We start from the raw sequence: 15,354 nt of genomic DNA, 5'->3' as shown, positions 1-15,354 counted from the left end.
TAGCGAGCGGCCTTAAACGACTCTGTCCGGAACGTCCCGCCCCTCGAAAAACGCCGTCAGATTGTCCACGACCTTCATTCCCATCGCCGTGCGCGTCTCCTCGGTGGCACTGCCGAGATGCGGCAACAAAATGACATTCTCCATCCGGCGCAACGCTTCGGGCACATGCGGCTCTGCCTCATAGACATCGAGCCCTGCGCCACGGATGGTGCCGTTCGCGAGCGCCGCAATCAGCGCCGCCTCATCGACCACGTCGCCACGCGCCGTATTGATGAGGAAGGCGCCTGACTTCATCGCTGCAAACCGCGCCGCGTTCATCAAGTGCCGATTCTCTGCCCCGCCAGGGCAATGCAGGGAGACGAAATCGGAAGTCTCAAGCACGTCCTCCACCGAAGCAAGCTGACGCGCGCCATAGCGTGCGGATTCCGCCGGATCGACCTGTGAGCGATTGTAGAACACGACATCCATGCCGAAGCCGAAATGGCAGCGTTGCGCAAAAGCCTTGCCGATCCGCCCGAAACCGATGATGCCGACGGTCTTGCCGGTAACCTTCGTGCCGATCATATGAGTCGGGCACCAGCCCTTCCATTCTCCCGCCCGCAGCTGCCGCTCACCCTCCCCACCACGACGCGCAACTGACAGCAGGAGCAACATGGCAATATCGGCGGTGCAATCGGTGAGCACACCCGGCGTATTCGTGACCGTGATGCCTTTCGCTTTGGCGGTCGCGATATCGATATGATTGAAGCCGACCCCGAAATTGCCGAGGATTTTCGTGCGGACATCACCCGCAAAGACCGCAGCCGGCAGCTTGTCGGAAACCGTCGGCAGAACCGCATCGTATTCCGCCAGCGCCTGGCGCAGTTCGTTTTCACCGAGGGGGATATCATCCTTGCTGAGCGTCGCCTCGAAGCGCTCGGTGAGCACAGCTTCGACGGCGGCGGGCCAACGCCGGGTGACGAGAATGCGGGGTCTTGGCATGAATCTGGTTCCTCCGTCCTTTGCCTCTGCTTAGGACATACGAGCCGGGAATGGAATGATCTTTGAATGCCACAAGCGCGAAACGAAAGAAGCCCGGTCGATGACCGGGCTTCCATAAAAGGCATATCTGCCAGAGGCCGAAATTAATCGGCCTTCGGGAAGTAGCTGTACTTGCCGTCTTCGCCCTTCTTCCATTCGTACATGACGTAGCCCGGAAGCTTCGGGTCGCCCTTTTCGTCGAAGGAAATGTTGCCGAGAACGGTCGGGAACGGACCCTTTTCCTTCATCGCAGCGGCGACGGCTTCAGCGTCCGTGGAACCGGCAGCCTTGGCAGCAGCAGCGATTGTCTGCAGAGCAGCGTAGGAATAGAGCGTGTAAGCTTCCGGATTGAAGCCGGCAGCCTTGAACTTCGCGACGAGGTCCTTGTTGGCCGGGTTCAGCGTCGGATCCGGGCCGAAGGTGTTCAGCGTGCCGGCGACGGCGTCACCCGCGATGGAAGCGAGTTCGTTCGAGACGATACCGTCACCCGAAACGAGCGCTGCCTTCAGGCCCTGGTCGGCCGACTGACGGATGATGAGACCGGCTTCGGTGTGCAGGCCACCCCAATAGATGATCGAAACGCCGGCTTCCTTCATCTTTGCGATGAGAGCCGAGAAGTCCTTGTCGCCGACGTTGACGCCTTCGTACATGACTTCGGTGACGCCAGCGGCATTCAGAGCCTTCTTGGTTTCGTCAGCGAGGCCCTGGCCATAGGGGGTCTTGTCGTGAATGACGGCGATCTTGGCGTCCTTGAAGTGATCGGCCAGATATTTGCCGGCGATCGCACCCTGCTGGTCGTCACGGCCGCAAGTGCGGAAGGTGTTCCACAGCCCACGCTCAGTGAAAACCGGGTTCGTAGCAGCCGGGGTGATCTCGAGAATGCCGTTCTCGGCGTAAACTTCGGAAGCCGGGATCGAAACGCCCGAGTTGAAGTGGCCGATAACGAACTTCACGCCGTCAGCAACGAACTTGTTGGCGACGGAGATACCCTGCTTCGGGTCGGAAACGTCGTCGCCGAGCTCGATCTTGATCTTCTCGCCGTTGATGCCGCCAGCAGCGTTGATGTCGGCGGCTGCCTGCTCCGCACCCTTCTGAAGCTGGGCGCCGAATGCAGCGTTTGGACCCGTCAGCGGGCCGCCAACGCCGATCACGATGTCAGCTCGTGCAATGCCGCCGAACGCGACGATCGCCGTCAGTGCCACCGCTGACAAGAGAGACTTCTTCATATTGTTACTCCCAATTTTTGGGCGGGTTTTGTTCCACGACCCGGCGCACTACCCACCATTGACTACGCCGGGAAAGCTGTTCCACTCTGAAGGCAATTCATGCCTAGTTTCAACGGGCTGTCAATGTTTCTCCTTCCACGAAAACGCGGAAGTTTTTTCGTACAGCCAGTAATAGTTGTTGACCATTTGTTGGGTGCGGCGATAGCGGAACCCGGCCGTCGAGAAGATCAGCAAAGTTACGAAATCGATGATGTAGAAGAAGGCGCTGAGCATTGGTCCATTGAACAGCGCATGGTGCAGAAATTGCATCGCCCAGGCGAGCAGGAAAGTGTAGACGACGACCAGCGGGTAGGTGTTCCAACCGTCCGCAACCGCCCTGCCAGCGCGCCACGCCGTCCAGAAACCGATCAGCACCACAAACGCACGGATGACGAGCTTTACGCCGTTATCGCTTTCGAAGAAAAGTCCCTGCATAGTCAAACTCTCCCTTCCGCGGCGCTCAATGCCGTCCGCCTTCGAGATAGGCGGCGCGAACTTCCGGATTGGCAAGCAATTCCTTGCCACTGCCGCTCATCGTCACCTTGCCGTTGACGAGCACATAGGCCCGGTGCGACAGTTTGAGCGCTGCGAATGCATTCTGCTCCACCAAGAAGACGGTTAGCCCCTCCTTCTCGTTCAGCTGTTTGATCGCTTCGAAAATGCCCTTGACGATCAGCGGCGCGAGGCCGAGCGAAGGCTCGTCGAGCAGAAGGAGCTTTGGACGTGCCATCAGCGCGCGACCGATCGACAGCATCTGCTGCTCACCGCCCGAAAGGGTGCCGCCGCGCTGCGACTGGCGCTCCTTGAGGCGCGGGAACATCACGAAGATCTTCTCCACGTCCTCATTGAAATATTTGAGGTTGTCGAGGCCGGCTCCCATCTGGAGGTTTTCCAGCACGGTCATGCGCGGGAAGATGCGGCGACCTTCCGGCGATTGTGCAATACGCAGCCGCGCAATCTCATGCGTCGGCAGCTTGGTAATGTCCTGGCCGTCGAAGATGATCGAGCCGGTGCGGGCCTGCGGGCTGCCACAGATCGTCATCATCAGCGTGGACTTGCCGGCGCCGTTGGCGCCGATGAGGCTGACGATCTCGCCCTTTTTCACTTCGACATCGATCCCGGCAAGGGCGCGGATGTTGCCGTAATAGGTTTCGACGCCCTGAACCCTGAGAAGCTGTTCGCCGGCCGCCATCAGATTGCGCCCCCTTCTACGGTCGCAATGACCTCTTCGACTTCTTCATCCTCGACACCCAGATAGGCCGCAATAACCCTCGGGTCGTTCCTCACATCGTCGGGCGTGCCGTCGGAAATCTTCTGGCCATATTCCAGAACAATGACGTGGTCGGAGATTTCCATGACCACCGACATGTCGTGTTCAATGAGCAGGATAGAGGTACCGGTTTCGGTGCGGATACCCTTCAGCAGCGCGTTGAGCGCTGCCGATTCACGCGGATTGAGGCCTGCCGCTGGCTCGTCGAGGCAAAGCAGCTCCGGACCGGTACACATGGCACGGGCAATTTCCAGGCGGCGTTGAGCGCCATACGGCAGATCGCCGGCCGGATCGTCGGCGCGGTCGATCAGGTCTGCCTTCTCAAGCCAATGGCGCGCAAGCTCGATGGCAGCGGCAGCTTCCCGCTTGTAGGGACCGATCCCAAGCAGACCAAGCACGGTGAAACCCGAAGCCCTCATCAGCTTGTTGTGCTGTGCGACGAGCAGGTTTTCCAGAACAGTGAGGCCCGAAAACAGGCGGATGTTCTGGAAAGTACGTGCGACCTTTGCTTCCTTGGTGATGCGGAAGTCCGGCAGGCGCTCGAGCAGGTATTGCTTACCGCTGTTCTGCGTCAGCGTGATCATACCCATCGTCGGCTTGTAGAAGCCGGTAATGCAGTTGAAGACAGTCGTTTTGCCTGCGCCGTTCGGACCGATCAGCGCGGTGATTTCGCCACGCTTGGCCTCGAAGGAGAAGTCATTGATGGCCATCAGGCCGCCGAACTTCATCGACAGGTGCTCGACCTTGAGCAAAGTGTCATTCGACATCGTGTTCTCTACAGGGCTCATCAACCATGGCCCTCCTTGGTAAAGCTTCCGGATACGGCCTTGCGCTCTTTGAGGAAGGCAGTCGGTTCACGCGAGCCGACAAAACCGCGCGGCTTGAACAACATGACGACGACCATGGCGAGGCCGAAGAGCAGCATACGGTAGAGTTCAGGCGTGAACTCCGGTCCGAAGACGACCTTGAGGAAGTCCATTTCACGTAGCACTTCCGTACCGCCGACCATGACGACGGCGGCGATCGCTATACCTGTCAGCGAGCCCATGCCGCCGAGAACGACGATGGCGAGAATGACCGCCGATTCCAGGAACACGAAGGACTCCGGCGACACGAAGCCCTGGCGGGCAGCGAAGAAGGAGCCGGCGAAGCCGCCGAACATCGCGCCAGTGGCGAAAGCCGTCAGCTTCGTCGTCACCGTATTGATGCCAAGCGAACGGCAAGCGATTTCATCTTCGCGAAGCGCTTCCCACGCACGGCCGATCGGCATGCGGCGCAGCCGGATCGTCACATAGGCGGTCAGCATGCAGAGCGCCAGAATAACGTAGAACAGGAAGATCTTGTAATAGGCCGATGACGACGGCAGGCCGAAGGCCTTGGTGAAATTGTTCGCCTTGCCGACATCAAAAGTCCAGATGCCGAAGATCGAAGCCTTGGCGATGCCGGAGATGCCGAAGGTGCCCTTGGTTACCTCAGTCCAGTTGACGATGACGAGACGGATGATTTCACCGAAGGCAAGCGTCACGATCGCCAGATAGTCGCCGCGCAGGCGCAGCACCGGAAAGCCGAGGATGACACCCCAGAGAGCTGCGAAGATGCCGGCGAGCGGCAGCAGCACCCAGAAGGACAGGCCGAAATGGGCCGACAACAGCGCGTATGAATAGGCGCCGACCGCATAGAAGGCGACATAGCCGAGGTCGAGCAGGCCGGCGAGACCCACGACGATGTTCAGGCCCCATGCGAGCATGACGTAAATCAGGATCTGGATGCCGAAATTGTCCACCCATTTCAGCGCACCCTGTGGGCCAAGGAAATAGGCCGTCGCAAGCGGATAGACCAGAAGGAATGCGAGGGCGATCTTCAGGAAATGGGTCCGCAAGAAGCCCTTTTCCGTCGAAATCTCGAGTTCGCCGTGACGAGCCTTCGAGAGCTTGCGCTGATCAAGATGCGGCCTGACGAAAACGACCATGATGAATCGGCCGATGGCAGCGATCAGCACGAAAACTGCAAGCAGACCCCAGCGCTGAACGATGATCAGCTCGTTGTTGATGTTCTGCTGCGTGCCGAGGCCGACGTAGAGAACGAACATGCCGAGCGCGATGAGGCCGGTAAAGAAGGCTTCCTTAAGCCCCTTCTGGACAAGCGCGGCGTCGAGCTTGCCAGAGGAAGTGTCGATGTTTGCCATGACTTATACCTTCTCGACTTCCGGTCGCCCGAGAATACCTGTCGGCTTGAAGATCAGCACGAAAGCGAGGATGGCGAAGGTGGCGACATCCTTGTACGCAATAGTGAAATAGGCCGACCAAAGAGATTCGATCAGACCAATCATCAGCCCGCCGAGAACGGCGCCGGGCAATGAACCGATGCCCCCGAGAACGGCCGCGGTAAAAGCCTTGACCCCCGGAATGAAGCCGTCCGTGAAGGAAGCAACACCATAGTACATCAGGTACATGGTCCCGGCGACGGCAGCGAGTGCCGCACCCATGATGAAAGTGATGGAGATCGTCTGGTCGACATTGACGCCGAGCAGAGCCGCCATCTTGCGGTCCTGTTCCGTCGCGCGCTGGGCGCGCCCGAGAGCCGTCTTGTTGACGATGAACCAGAAAGCCGCAAGCAGGACGACGGTGACGACGATGATGATGATCTGCTTCAGCGAGATCGACAGGCCGCCAATATTATAAACCGTGCCGACGAGCGGCGGGATAGGCTTGTTGCGCGGGCCCTGCGTGACCTGGATGAAGTTCGACAGCGTAATAGACATGCCGATCGCGGTAATCAGCGGCGCCAGGCGGAATGAACCGCGCAGCGGGCGGTAGGCGACGCGCTCGATCGTCCAATTCCACAAACTCGTCATCAGCATCGCGATCACAAGCATCGCCAGCAGCAACACCGCTACCGGAAGACCTGCAAAGATGGATGTGAGAACGAGAAAGACGATAAGAGCAGCGAAACCACCAAGCATGAAAATGTCGCCATGGGCGAAGTTGATCATGCCGATAATGCCGTAAACCATCGTATAGCCAATAGCCACAAGACCATAGATGGATCCGAGAGTCAGCCCGTTGAAGAGCTGCTGGACGAAATACTCCATATGTCATTTCCCCTGGATGCGAACCAAATTTAAGTTGCATCTCTTATTGGTTTTATCGCTCATGCTTTCACATGAGCCACTGGCTCGCATTGCATAGCGGTTTCGTCGAAAATGTGAAGACAAAAAGGGGTTACTTCGCCAGAATCTTGGGCAAACAGCTGTAAATGGCGCAATTCAGACCAAAATCCACACAAAAACGGCACTGGCTGGCATTTTTTTAGCCAGAACGAGATTCGGTAATTGATCTTCTAGCCCTCAAATGGGACTGGAACCGTCACTTTGCGCGTAAACTGTTCCACAAGTAAGGAAGATAACGAAATTTCAAACTCGAAGATCTCATTATTTGCGGAACGCCATTTCACAGGCAAATGCTCATAACGTACTTTGTGGACGCGCATAAGATTGATAGTATTTATCCAGCGCGGCAAGGGATGCGGCGGCACTCTTCCAACACTATATCAAATGACGATCACGGGCGAATTCGCAGACGAACGGCAGGAAAATGCTGAAGACATTTGAACGGGCAGCGCTCGAAGCCGGCAAGGCCATCATAAAGGTCTTCTGCAACGGTTGTCCGGTAGAAATGAAGGCTGATGCAAGCCCGGTCACGATCGCTGATCAGGAGGCCGAGCGCATAATACTCGCCTATCTGGAGCGCGACTTCCCTGATATTCCGGTTATTGCCGAGGAATCCGTGGCCGCCGGCAAGATTCCTGATATCGCCGGAAAGTCCTTCTTCCTCGTCGATCCGCTCGACGGCACCCGTGAATTCCTCGACAAGCGCAATGAGTTCACCGTCAATATCGCTTATGTGGAAAACGGTATCCCCATTGCCGGAATCGTCTATGCCCCGGCGCTCTGTACGGCTTTTTCCGGCGAACGCGGAAGCGCGGAGAAACTGATGATCAACGAGAATTTCGCAGTCGTCGAGAGAAAACCGATCAGAGTCCGCAAGCAGCCGACCGAGAGTGTTGCGCTCGCAAGCTTTCGCCACGACAGCCCCGAGACTGGTCTCTTTCTCGCGCGCCATGCGATCTCAAAATGCACCAATATGGGCTCGTCCCTGAAATTCTGCCTGCTGGCCGAAGGCAAGGCGGATGTCTACCCGCGCTTCACCCGAACCATGGAGTGGGATACGGCCGCCGGTGACGCCGTTTTGCGCGCAGCCGGTGGATCGACCGTCACGATGGACGGCCAGCCGCTCATTTACGGCAAAACCGGCGTGGCTGGTGATGTCGACTTCGCAAACCCGAACTTCGTCTCCTGGGGCAGCATCAGGCCTTCACTTGAGCGGGCATAGCCCACGAAGTTCGGCATGCGTCCTTCGGCCGGAGCGATACCGCTGCCGGAAAGTTGTGCCTCTATGGCTGCCAGGGACGGGCGATTCGCCACCTCCATCGTTGTTGATTCGGAGGTGGCAATTGCTCCTCGGCTTTACCCAGTTGAGGACACAATCTAGCCACAATTACCGTCGGTTTCGCCATGTTATTTCGGCAACACGGCAGGAAGACACTTCTATAATTATGGCAGCTTAGCCGCAGCTCAGGCGGTCTCGCCCTGCCCTCTGTCGGCCATTCTCGTTATGGGACAATACAACCTGAATTCGATCGCGACAGGACCGGGATCGCGCTGATCTTGCAGCGGATGGCCCGTTTCGGCACGGTGTAGACCGCAACCACCACAACCCTCCGTTTATCGTCCCGAATCTGCCAAGCTCCTAAAATTCCTAATAAAACGCTGGTTGAAAAATAAAACCCCTGATTTTGCATTAACTTAACGCAGGTGCGAAATTTGTTGCGATGCGAAATTTCTCTGGACTCGGTTAAACAAATGTCGCAAATTTAGGATGTAGTAGGGTTAAACGTCGCCTAACATTGTGGCGCCTTATTCTGGCGCTACCAAGCCATTGAACGACATCACCGAAAGCTTCAAAATACAAAGGGTAGATCCTTGAGCGTCATGGACCTTAACAAAAGTATTTCTGAAGAGAGCTTTCGCGTTGCGCCTGTTCGCCAGGTAAATGCGAGGTTCCCAGTTGCCGCACTCGACACCATCGTTCCGCCACCTGCCTCCGTGCAGTTCGCGCTGAAGCGAGCATTCGATATTTTTGCGTCGATCAGCGCACTCATCGTGCTCGCTCCGCTTCTTTTGGTCGTCGCCGCCCTGATTAAGGTGGACAGCCCCGGCCCGGTGCTTTTCAAGCAGACCCGGTGGGGCAAGAATTGCCGCGCCATCAAGGTCTACAAGTTCCGCTCCATGCGCACGGATATGCAAGACGTCACTGGCGTTGCCCAAACCGTCAAGAACGATCCGCGCGTCACCCGTGTCGGCGCTTTCCTGCGTCGCTCGAACATTGACGAACTGCCACAATTGCTCAACGTTCTGAAGGGTGACATGTCGGTTGTCGGGCCGCGCTGCCATGCAATCGGCATGCGTGCCGGCGGTATGCTGTACGAAGAGCTGGTTCCGCAATACCATCATCGCCACGCCATGCGTCCGGGTATCACCGGTCTGGCGCAGATGCGCGGCCTTCGTGGCCCGACGGACCGCCCCGCCAAGGCGCGCGCCCGTATCGCCAGCGATCTCTACTATGTCGAGAATTTCTCGCTGCTGATGGACATTCGCATCATCTTCGGAACGCTGATTTCCGAGCTGAACGGCGGCAAAGGCTTCTGATCCGATTGGAAAAGAAAGCGTATCGGCTGCTACAGCAGCCGATACCGGAAGGCTCGAGCCACGGCCTGCATGCGGTTGACCGAATCCAGCTTACGCATAGCACTCTTCAGATATCCCACCACAGTATGCGATGAGAGATCGAGAATGATCGCAATCTCGTCGCTGCTTTTGCCAGCAGCCGACCAGCGCAGGCATTCGATTTCCCGCGGGGTGAGACTCTCCGATGGCCGATCTTTCGGCTTCTCGTCGCTCGAGAGCGAGTCCAGAAGTTCCATACAGCCAAAAAGCAGCGCCGTCGCTTCTTCGCGGGAAGGCATGGCGCGCGCGCCCGAAAAAGCGAATATGTATTGTTTCAGGTCAGCATCGTGCAACGCGAATCCGAAGGTATGTTTCAGCCCGTGCATCTGAAACATCGTGTTCAAGCGACGGTTTTCCTGATTTGCTGCATTGCCCCCAAAAGGCCCTTCGTCGCAGAAGACAGGCATGATGGTGCGCTTCATGACAGCGACCAGCTTGCTGCAATGGAAGAGGTCCGCCTCCTCGTAAAAATTGACGAGGCTCTGCGGCCAGTTGCTGATCAGCTTGTTTTCGAGAAAGGCCGTCCGGTCCCCGCGCGGGAACACGGAAAACAGGTAGAATTCGAACCCGGCAGCCTTCGTCAGCTCGTCCAGGCGGCTTGCACCGTTGATGGCCGAAATGCCCGCAGGACGGGCTCCGAAAGGCGAAAATGCAGTATCATCGGCGCAGTCGCGGACGGCGCGTTCACGTCTCTTCATTCTCTTGTTCCTTCACGGACCTGGCTTCGGCTCGGCTCGCAACCGACTGCGGATTAAACGCGCCGGACGATCAGGAAAGACGGCATTTGCCCCGCATCAGAAAGATACGAAGCATTCAAAATGGCAATCTTTATTGATACTACGAGGAGAACGGAGACGAAGTCTTTGCGCTCATGCTTATGTTGCAGCGCTTATAAAAGCGTCCGAGAAAAATATGTAACATTTATTCCGCATGGCTCCCATGCAGCCGCCTCAAATTGACGTAGCGGCAGACGGCCAGCAAATCACCCTGCAACCCAGCGTCTAAAATTATTATCAAAGTCTTACGATGGGTTTAGGCAATTTTTAAATGTGGCAAGTTAGAGTGGCGTCCGTGGTCTTGCGTTGTGTAGAGAGTCCAATGACCGAAATGATACGTCCCCGAGTAAAATATGTCATCGGCCCCGATGGCAGCCCCCTGACGATTGCGGATCTTCCGCCGCCAAATACGCGGCGCTGGGTTATCCGCCGGAAGGCAGAGGTTGTCGCGGCTGTTCGCGGTGGCCTGTTGAGCTTGGAAGAAGCCTGCGAGCGTTACACGCTCACTGTCGAAGAATTCCTTTCCTGGCAGTCCTCCATCAACAGCCATGGCCTCGCCGGCCTGCGTACCACACGCATCCAGCAGTATCGCCACTGATTACGTTCCATTCGAGTTGATTATTTCGGGCCGGGCACATTTCCGTCGAGGGAATGAAGAAGGCCCGAAATCATTGCCGAGGCCGCGTAACACCAGAGACCGGGCTGCGTAAACGCATTCGCAAGCCCCGTCGTCTTCGCAGCCGCAATCACGATCGCAACGAGCAGCACGTCCATCATGGACCACTTGGACAGATGCGGCACGACGTTGCGATAAAACAGGCTGCCGGCGCCGCCGGCAGCCATGGATTCCGCAGCAATCCCGATCATCTTCAGAACCGGCAGCACGATCGAGACGAACGCAACGAGTGCTGCGAGCGCCACATCACCACCACTCCAGAGTGAAGCCACGATTTCCAGCAGCGACGGCGTCTCATCGAAGAACCAGAGCTTCTCGAAGCGGACAAGCGGCAGGACAAGGCCAAGCGCCAGAAGAAACGGTGCTGCAACCAGCAATACGGGCCGGACTACCGAAAGCCTGTTCAATTTTCCGCCCCCCTTTGAACACACTGTTTCCTGCCGCCGGCTTGGCATGCCGAGATCGCCATGTCACGTTCCCGATCACATAATTCATCAGGAGACAGAAATGGATATCAGGATTGAGGAAAACACGTCGGGCGGTCGCTACGTCGCGACTGTGGAAGGTCATGATGCGGAAATGACCTATTCCCGCACATCGCCGAAACTCATAATCATCGATCATACCGGCGTGCCGGACGCTTTGCGCGGCAAGGGTGTCGGCCAGGCACTGGCACTTCATGCGGTCGAGGCAGCCCGAAAGGGTGGCTGGAAGATTATCCCGCTCTGTCCCTTCTTCAAATCACAGGCCCAGCGTCACCCTGAATGGAACGACGTGGTCAGTTGAGAACGCATCTGCCATAGGATAGAAACACCAAAAGCCATGCATGACGGGCGCAGTATCCGTCATGCATGGCTTCTGTGCTTACCCCCCAAGGCGCCGGGACCGGCGCCTGCAATATTCGTCAGGCCCGGGCGCGAACTGCGCCGTCGCGCTCTTCGAGCGCCGTTGCCCTGGCATATTCCGCCTGCATTTCCTCGAGCACCAGTTCCAGTGCCTCCTCCTGAACCTTCAGTTCCTTGATCGAAACCTGAAGATTGTCGGCGCGCTGACGTGCGGCCTTTGCAAAGGTCGGATATGCGAAGTGATTCGGGTCGGAAATACCGGACTTCTTTTCTTCGACGACGATCTGGCTTTCCAGATCCTTCGTCATCCGTTCAAATTCGGACATCATCATCTGCAACTGCTGCAGCTGACGACGTTTTTCGTTCACCTGAAACTCTTTCAGACGAACGAGGCTCTCTCGCGACTTCATACGCATTACTCCCGTGATGCGAGACCCCGGCTCAACTTGAAACCGCCCTTGCGCGCCGCTTTGACACGGTTTGCCGAAAAAATTCCTGCGATATTAACAAAAACCTACCGCTGGTAACCTTTCGTTTACGGGCATCGTTAATGATAGGCCCGATGATTTAAGGCTCGGTAAACACCAGGACAGGAAAGCCGAACCTTTTCATTAGCGAGTCGGATGAATCACTTAGCGCGATTTCTTAATGTCGAAGTTGAGAACTGCGTTATGAGATTTCCATTGGAAAACAGAGAAATGGAAAAATTATTTAATAAATTCGATACTCCTTGCCAGAGTGAATTAGAATTTGTTAACCATTTCGTGGCAGCTTCCAAATCACGTAGCTTATTCGGTATCGCGTAGGGGGCCATGCCACCTTTCGGCGGCGGTAAAGGGGATAATTATGCGGGTACTTCTCATCGAGGATGACAGCGCTACAGCGCAGAGCATCGAACTGATGCTCAAATCTGAGAGTTTCAATGTTTATACGACAGATCTCGGCGAAGAAGGCGTGGATCTGGGCAAGTTGTATGATTATGACATCATCCTTCTCGATCTGAACCTTCCCGACATGTCCGGATATGAAGTGCTTCGCACTCTCCGCCTGTCGAAGGTCAAGACGCCGATCCTGATCCTTTCGGGCATGGCCGGCATCGAAGACAAGGTTCGCGGTCTCGGTTTCGGCGCCGACGATTACATGACCAAGCCGTTCCACAAGGACGAGCTGGTCGCCCGTATCCACGCAATCGTTCGCCGCTCCAAGGGCCATGCCCAGTCGGTCATCGTCACGGGCGAACTCATCGTCAACCTCGACGCCAAGACCGTCGAAGTCGGCGGCCAGCGCGTTCACCTGACGGGTAAGGAATACCAGATGCTGGAGCTTCTTTCGCTCCGCAAGGGCACCACGCTCACCAAGGAAATGTTCCTGAACCACCTCTATGGCGGTATGGACGAGCCGGAACTGAAGATCATCGACGTCTTCATCTGCAAGCTGCGCAAGAAGCTCGCAAATGCTGCAGGCGGCGCCAATTACATCGAAACTGTCTGGGGCCGCGGCTATGTGCTGCGCGAGCCCGATGGTGCCGAATACGCCGAAACCGCCTGATCCGCCGAATCCCTTTATCGAATGAAAATCCCGCCTCATCTGGCGGGATTTTTTATTGGTCATCAATGTCCTGAAATGGAAAAGCCGCACTTTCGGGCGGCTCTTGTTAACGACGTGCGCGCTGATTAAGCCGCGATTGCACGATTTCCGAACACGGCGGTCAGGATCTTGCGGTCAAAAGGCTTGAGCAGGAAATCGGTCGCCCCTGCCCGTTTGCCGGCCATGAGCTTCTTCAGGTCGGCCTCGATGACGCAATAATAGATTTTCACCTCTTTGCCGCCGTCCATGGCGCGAATGCTTGCAATGAGATCGAGCGCGCCTTCCATGCCCGAATCGACGATGAGATATTCGGGAAGCTCGGCTTGGCAGCGCTGCAGCGCCTCTTCGGCATTCGAAGCTTCGCTGACCAGAAAATCGAGTTCGGAAAGGATTCGCTTGCCGACTTTGCGAACGATGTCCGAACTGTCGGTGATCATGAATCTCTGCATGACGGTTCCTTACCCCTCGCGCTGTCTCCGTCGAGGCCTTCCTAACCTTCGAAGATAGGTTCATCAGGCTAACGAATCGTTACCGTACCCGCTTCGACCAGCGATCGATGAACTAGGCTGCAGCGGTCCTGGCGGTAAAGACGATCTCTTCGGCACTGACCGCGTGATCCAGAACCATGCTGCATTCCTCAGCCAACAGCACAGTGTAATAAGGCTGGATCGAATGCGCGTCGATCGCTTCCTCGACGGTGCCCGTGGCGATCTCGACGAATTTCGGCGGCATGCGCATCAGCTTGCCCTTGGCAACGAGCTTGAAGGTGGCGTCGAATTCCGGATTTTCCAGCGTGATCTCCAGATTGCCGCCGCGCGGAATGGAAGAATAGGCGACTAGGAAGAGGTTGAGGAGCAGCTTGACTCTGTTCTTGGCGACAATCGCGCGCGGGCCGTTCCAGCTCACTTCGGTCTTCTTCTCCGCCGCGGCAAAATCCTTGGCTGCGCGCTCTGCCTCACCCGTATCGATCGAAGCGCCGACGGAGCCGGACGCACCGAAGGCAAGGCGTGCGAATTTGAGACGGACTGAAGCATTGAGCGCGCTGGTGCGGATGAGATCCATCGCGTCCGAATCTGCCCCGCCTTCGTCTAAAAGCTCCAGACCGTTGTTGATCGCGCCAACGGGCGAGATCACGTCATGGCATACGCGGCTGCACAGGAGCGCAGCGAGGTCCGGGCCGGACAAAGTGAGATTCGGGTTCTTGGACATCATCGTCTCCTGAGGGCGGCAGTGTCATTCCACCCGGTAGTGTGCTTGATCAAAATTGCGCGAAGTTTGCGACCGTACTCGCCGCCATAATGACACCATATTTGGTAAACCGATTGTTAAGACGATCGGCGCAAAATGCATCAAATGCCACTGTCCCCGACAATGACGAATGGATGACATCATGCGGCTCCAAATTCTCGGAAGATTCATCGGCTTCTGCAGGCTGCTGACGGTGCTTACAGTATCGTCGCTTGTTCTGACAGAGCAGGCTGCGGCTCAGGAGAATGGCCAGTACACGATGCAGGAGATCGTCGATGCCGGCCACTCCTTCTTCGGCTCCACAAGCGGCGGTCTGGCCAAGGTTGTCGAAAATGCCTTCCAGAAATACGGCCTGCCGAACGGCTATATTCTCGGCCAAGAGGGCGGCGGCGCCTTCATCGCCGGTCTCACCTACGGCGAAGGTCAGCTCAATACCAAGAATGCCGGCGAGCATCCGCTTTACTGGCAAGGTCCGTCTCTCGGTCTTGATTACGGTGGCCAGGGCTCCCGCGTCATGATGCTGGTCTACGACCTGCCATCAATCGACTCCATCTACGCGCGCTTCGGTGGCGTCAGCGGCTCGGCCTATGTCATAGCCGGCTTCGGCATGACGCTTCTTAAGAACAACAATGTTCTGGTCGTGCCGATCCGCACCGGCGTCGGCGCCCGCCTCGGTATCAATGTCGGATATTTGAAGGTCACTCCGAACCCGACCTGGAATCCCTTCTGAAAAGCGCAAACCTGCGGTATTGTCATAGGGAATGTGGTCTTGCCGGTGTCTGCAGCCTTGCCGATATGCGCACTGCGTGCTTAATCATCTGA

At 56.8% G+C, this 15,354-nt stretch carries 18 protein-coding genes; 6 read left to right on the top strand and 12 right to left on the bottom strand.

The genetic code is table 11. The features are described 5' to 3' along the window. Positions 1 to 12: 12 nt before the first annotated feature. The 7 genes from FHX08_RS00820 to FHX08_RS00790 form a co-directional block, all read right to left on the bottom strand. Entirely contained in the window at positions 13 to 981 is a 969-nt protein-coding gene (locus tag FHX08_RS00820) for a 2-hydroxyacid dehydrogenase (RefSeq protein ID WP_132653391.1), read from the bottom strand. 143 nt (positions 982 to 1,124) lie between these two features. Further along, positions 1,125 to 2,246, bottom strand: a complete 1,122-nt coding sequence (locus FHX08_RS00815; protein ID WP_132653390.1) for a branched-chain amino acid ABC transporter substrate-binding protein — start codon at positions 2,244 to 2,246, stop codon at positions 1,125 to 1,127. Positions 2,247 to 2,366: 120 nt separating this feature from the next. Beyond that, positions 2,367 to 2,720 carry a DUF6867 family protein gene (locus FHX08_RS00810; protein ID WP_132653389.1) on the bottom strand — a complete coding sequence of 118 codons (354 nt, stop codon included), beginning with the start codon at positions 2,718 to 2,720 and terminating at the stop codon, positions 2,367 to 2,369. Between the two features lie 25 nt (positions 2,721 to 2,745). Beyond that, positions 2,746 to 3,477: an ABC transporter ATP-binding protein gene (locus FHX08_RS00805; RefSeq protein ID WP_132653388.1), complete on the bottom strand. Its 732-nt coding sequence runs from the start codon at positions 3,475 to 3,477 to the stop codon at positions 2,746 to 2,748. Then, on the bottom strand, positions 3,477 to 4,343 hold the full coding sequence (locus FHX08_RS00800) for an ABC transporter ATP-binding protein (protein ID WP_132653387.1): 867 nt from the start codon (positions 4,341 to 4,343) through the stop codon (positions 3,477 to 3,479). The genes FHX08_RS00805 and FHX08_RS00800 overlap by 1 nt, the downstream gene beginning before the upstream one ends. After that, on the bottom strand, positions 4,343 to 5,740 hold the full coding sequence (livM, locus tag FHX08_RS00795) for a high-affinity branched-chain amino acid ABC transporter permease LivM (protein WP_132653386.1): 1,398 nt from the start codon (positions 5,738 to 5,740) through the stop codon (positions 4,343 to 4,345). The genes FHX08_RS00800 and livM overlap by 1 nt, the downstream gene beginning before the upstream one ends. Positions 5,741 to 5,743: 3 nt before the next feature. Continuing rightward, positions 5,744 to 6,646 (bottom strand): branched-chain amino acid ABC transporter permease, encoded by a 903-nt coding sequence (locus tag FHX08_RS00790; protein WP_132653385.1) that lies wholly within the window; start codon positions 6,644 to 6,646, stop codon positions 5,744 to 5,746. 502 nt (positions 6,647 to 7,148) lie between these two features. Between FHX08_RS00790 and cysQ the strand changes: the two genes are divergently transcribed. Beyond that, positions 7,149 to 7,946 carry a 3'(2'),5'-bisphosphate nucleotidase CysQ gene (gene cysQ, locus FHX08_RS00785; RefSeq protein WP_132653384.1) on the top strand — a complete coding sequence of 266 codons (798 nt, stop codon included), beginning with the start codon at positions 7,149 to 7,151 and terminating at the stop codon, positions 7,944 to 7,946. A gap of 659 nt (positions 7,947 to 8,605) precedes the next feature. Continuing rightward, positions 8,606 to 9,322: a sugar transferase gene (locus tag FHX08_RS00780; RefSeq protein ID WP_409527400.1), complete on the top strand. Its 717-nt coding sequence runs from the start codon at positions 8,606 to 8,608 to the stop codon at positions 9,320 to 9,322. A gap of 29 nt (positions 9,323 to 9,351) precedes the next feature. Here the strand turns inward: FHX08_RS00780 and FHX08_RS00775 are convergent, their stop codons facing one another. Further along, positions 9,352 to 10,098 carry a LuxR C-terminal-related transcriptional regulator gene (locus FHX08_RS00775; RefSeq protein ID WP_132653383.1) on the bottom strand — a complete coding sequence of 249 codons (747 nt, stop codon included), beginning with the start codon at positions 10,096 to 10,098 and terminating at the stop codon, positions 9,352 to 9,354. A 400-nt stretch (positions 10,099 to 10,498) separates the two neighbouring features. Between FHX08_RS00775 and FHX08_RS00770 the strand changes: the two genes are divergently transcribed. Beyond that, the gene (locus FHX08_RS00770) at positions 10,499 to 10,774 is read left to right on the top strand and encodes a DUF1153 domain-containing protein (RefSeq protein ID WP_007533628.1); all 276 of its coding nucleotides are present in this window, start codon (positions 10,499 to 10,501) and stop codon (positions 10,772 to 10,774) included. Between the two features lie 20 nt (positions 10,775 to 10,794). On the opposite strand, the gene FHX08_RS00765 is transcribed toward FHX08_RS00770, so the two are convergent. Further along, a complete protein-coding gene (locus FHX08_RS00765) occupies positions 10,795 to 11,307 on the bottom strand; it encodes a paraquat-inducible protein A (protein WP_184326772.1) in 513 nt (170 codons plus the stop codon). 52 nt (positions 11,308 to 11,359) lie between these two features. Here FHX08_RS00765 and FHX08_RS00760 point away from each other — a divergent pair, with 52 nt between their 5' ends. Beyond that, positions 11,360 to 11,638 carry a GNAT family N-acetyltransferase gene (locus tag FHX08_RS00760; protein ID WP_132653381.1) on the top strand — a complete coding sequence of 93 codons (279 nt, stop codon included), beginning with the start codon at positions 11,360 to 11,362 and terminating at the stop codon, positions 11,636 to 11,638. Between the two features lie 118 nt (positions 11,639 to 11,756). On the opposite strand, the gene FHX08_RS00755 is transcribed toward FHX08_RS00760, so the two are convergent. Beyond that, a complete protein-coding gene (locus FHX08_RS00755; RefSeq protein ID WP_132653380.1) occupies positions 11,757 to 12,107 on the bottom strand; it encodes a flagellar export protein FliJ in 351 nt (116 codons plus the stop codon). Between the two features lie 436 nt (positions 12,108 to 12,543). On the opposite strand from FHX08_RS00755, the gene ctrA reads away from it, so the two are divergent. After that, positions 12,544 to 13,245, top strand: a complete 702-nt coding sequence (gene ctrA, locus FHX08_RS00750) for a response regulator transcription factor CtrA (RefSeq protein WP_112562832.1) — start codon at positions 12,544 to 12,546, stop codon at positions 13,243 to 13,245. 125 nt (positions 13,246 to 13,370) lie between these two features. Here the strand turns inward: ctrA and FHX08_RS00745 are convergent, their stop codons facing one another. Further along, entirely contained in the window at positions 13,371 to 13,733 is a 363-nt protein-coding gene (locus FHX08_RS00745) for a response regulator (protein ID WP_132653379.1), read from the bottom strand. Between the two features lie 112 nt (positions 13,734 to 13,845). Next, positions 13,846 to 14,493: a histidine phosphotransferase ChpT gene (gene chpT / locus FHX08_RS00740; protein ID WP_132653378.1), complete on the bottom strand. Its 648-nt coding sequence runs from the start codon at positions 14,491 to 14,493 to the stop codon at positions 13,846 to 13,848. 181 nt (positions 14,494 to 14,674) lie between these two features. On the opposite strand from chpT, the gene FHX08_RS00735 reads away from it, so the two are divergent. Continuing rightward, positions 14,675 to 15,262, top strand: a complete 588-nt coding sequence (locus tag FHX08_RS00735) for a DUF1134 domain-containing protein (protein WP_132653377.1) — start codon at positions 14,675 to 14,677, stop codon at positions 15,260 to 15,262. The last annotated feature ends 92 nt before the right edge of the window (positions 15,263 to 15,354 follow it).

Origin of the sequence: Rhizobium sp. BK529 (assembly GCF_014194105.1) — a bacterium.
Taxonomy (GTDB): domain Bacteria; phylum Pseudomonadota; class Alphaproteobacteria; order Rhizobiales; family Rhizobiaceae; genus Rhizobium.
Note: the sequence above shows the minus strand (reverse complement) of the source record. Positions and strands in the feature narration are given on the sequence as shown.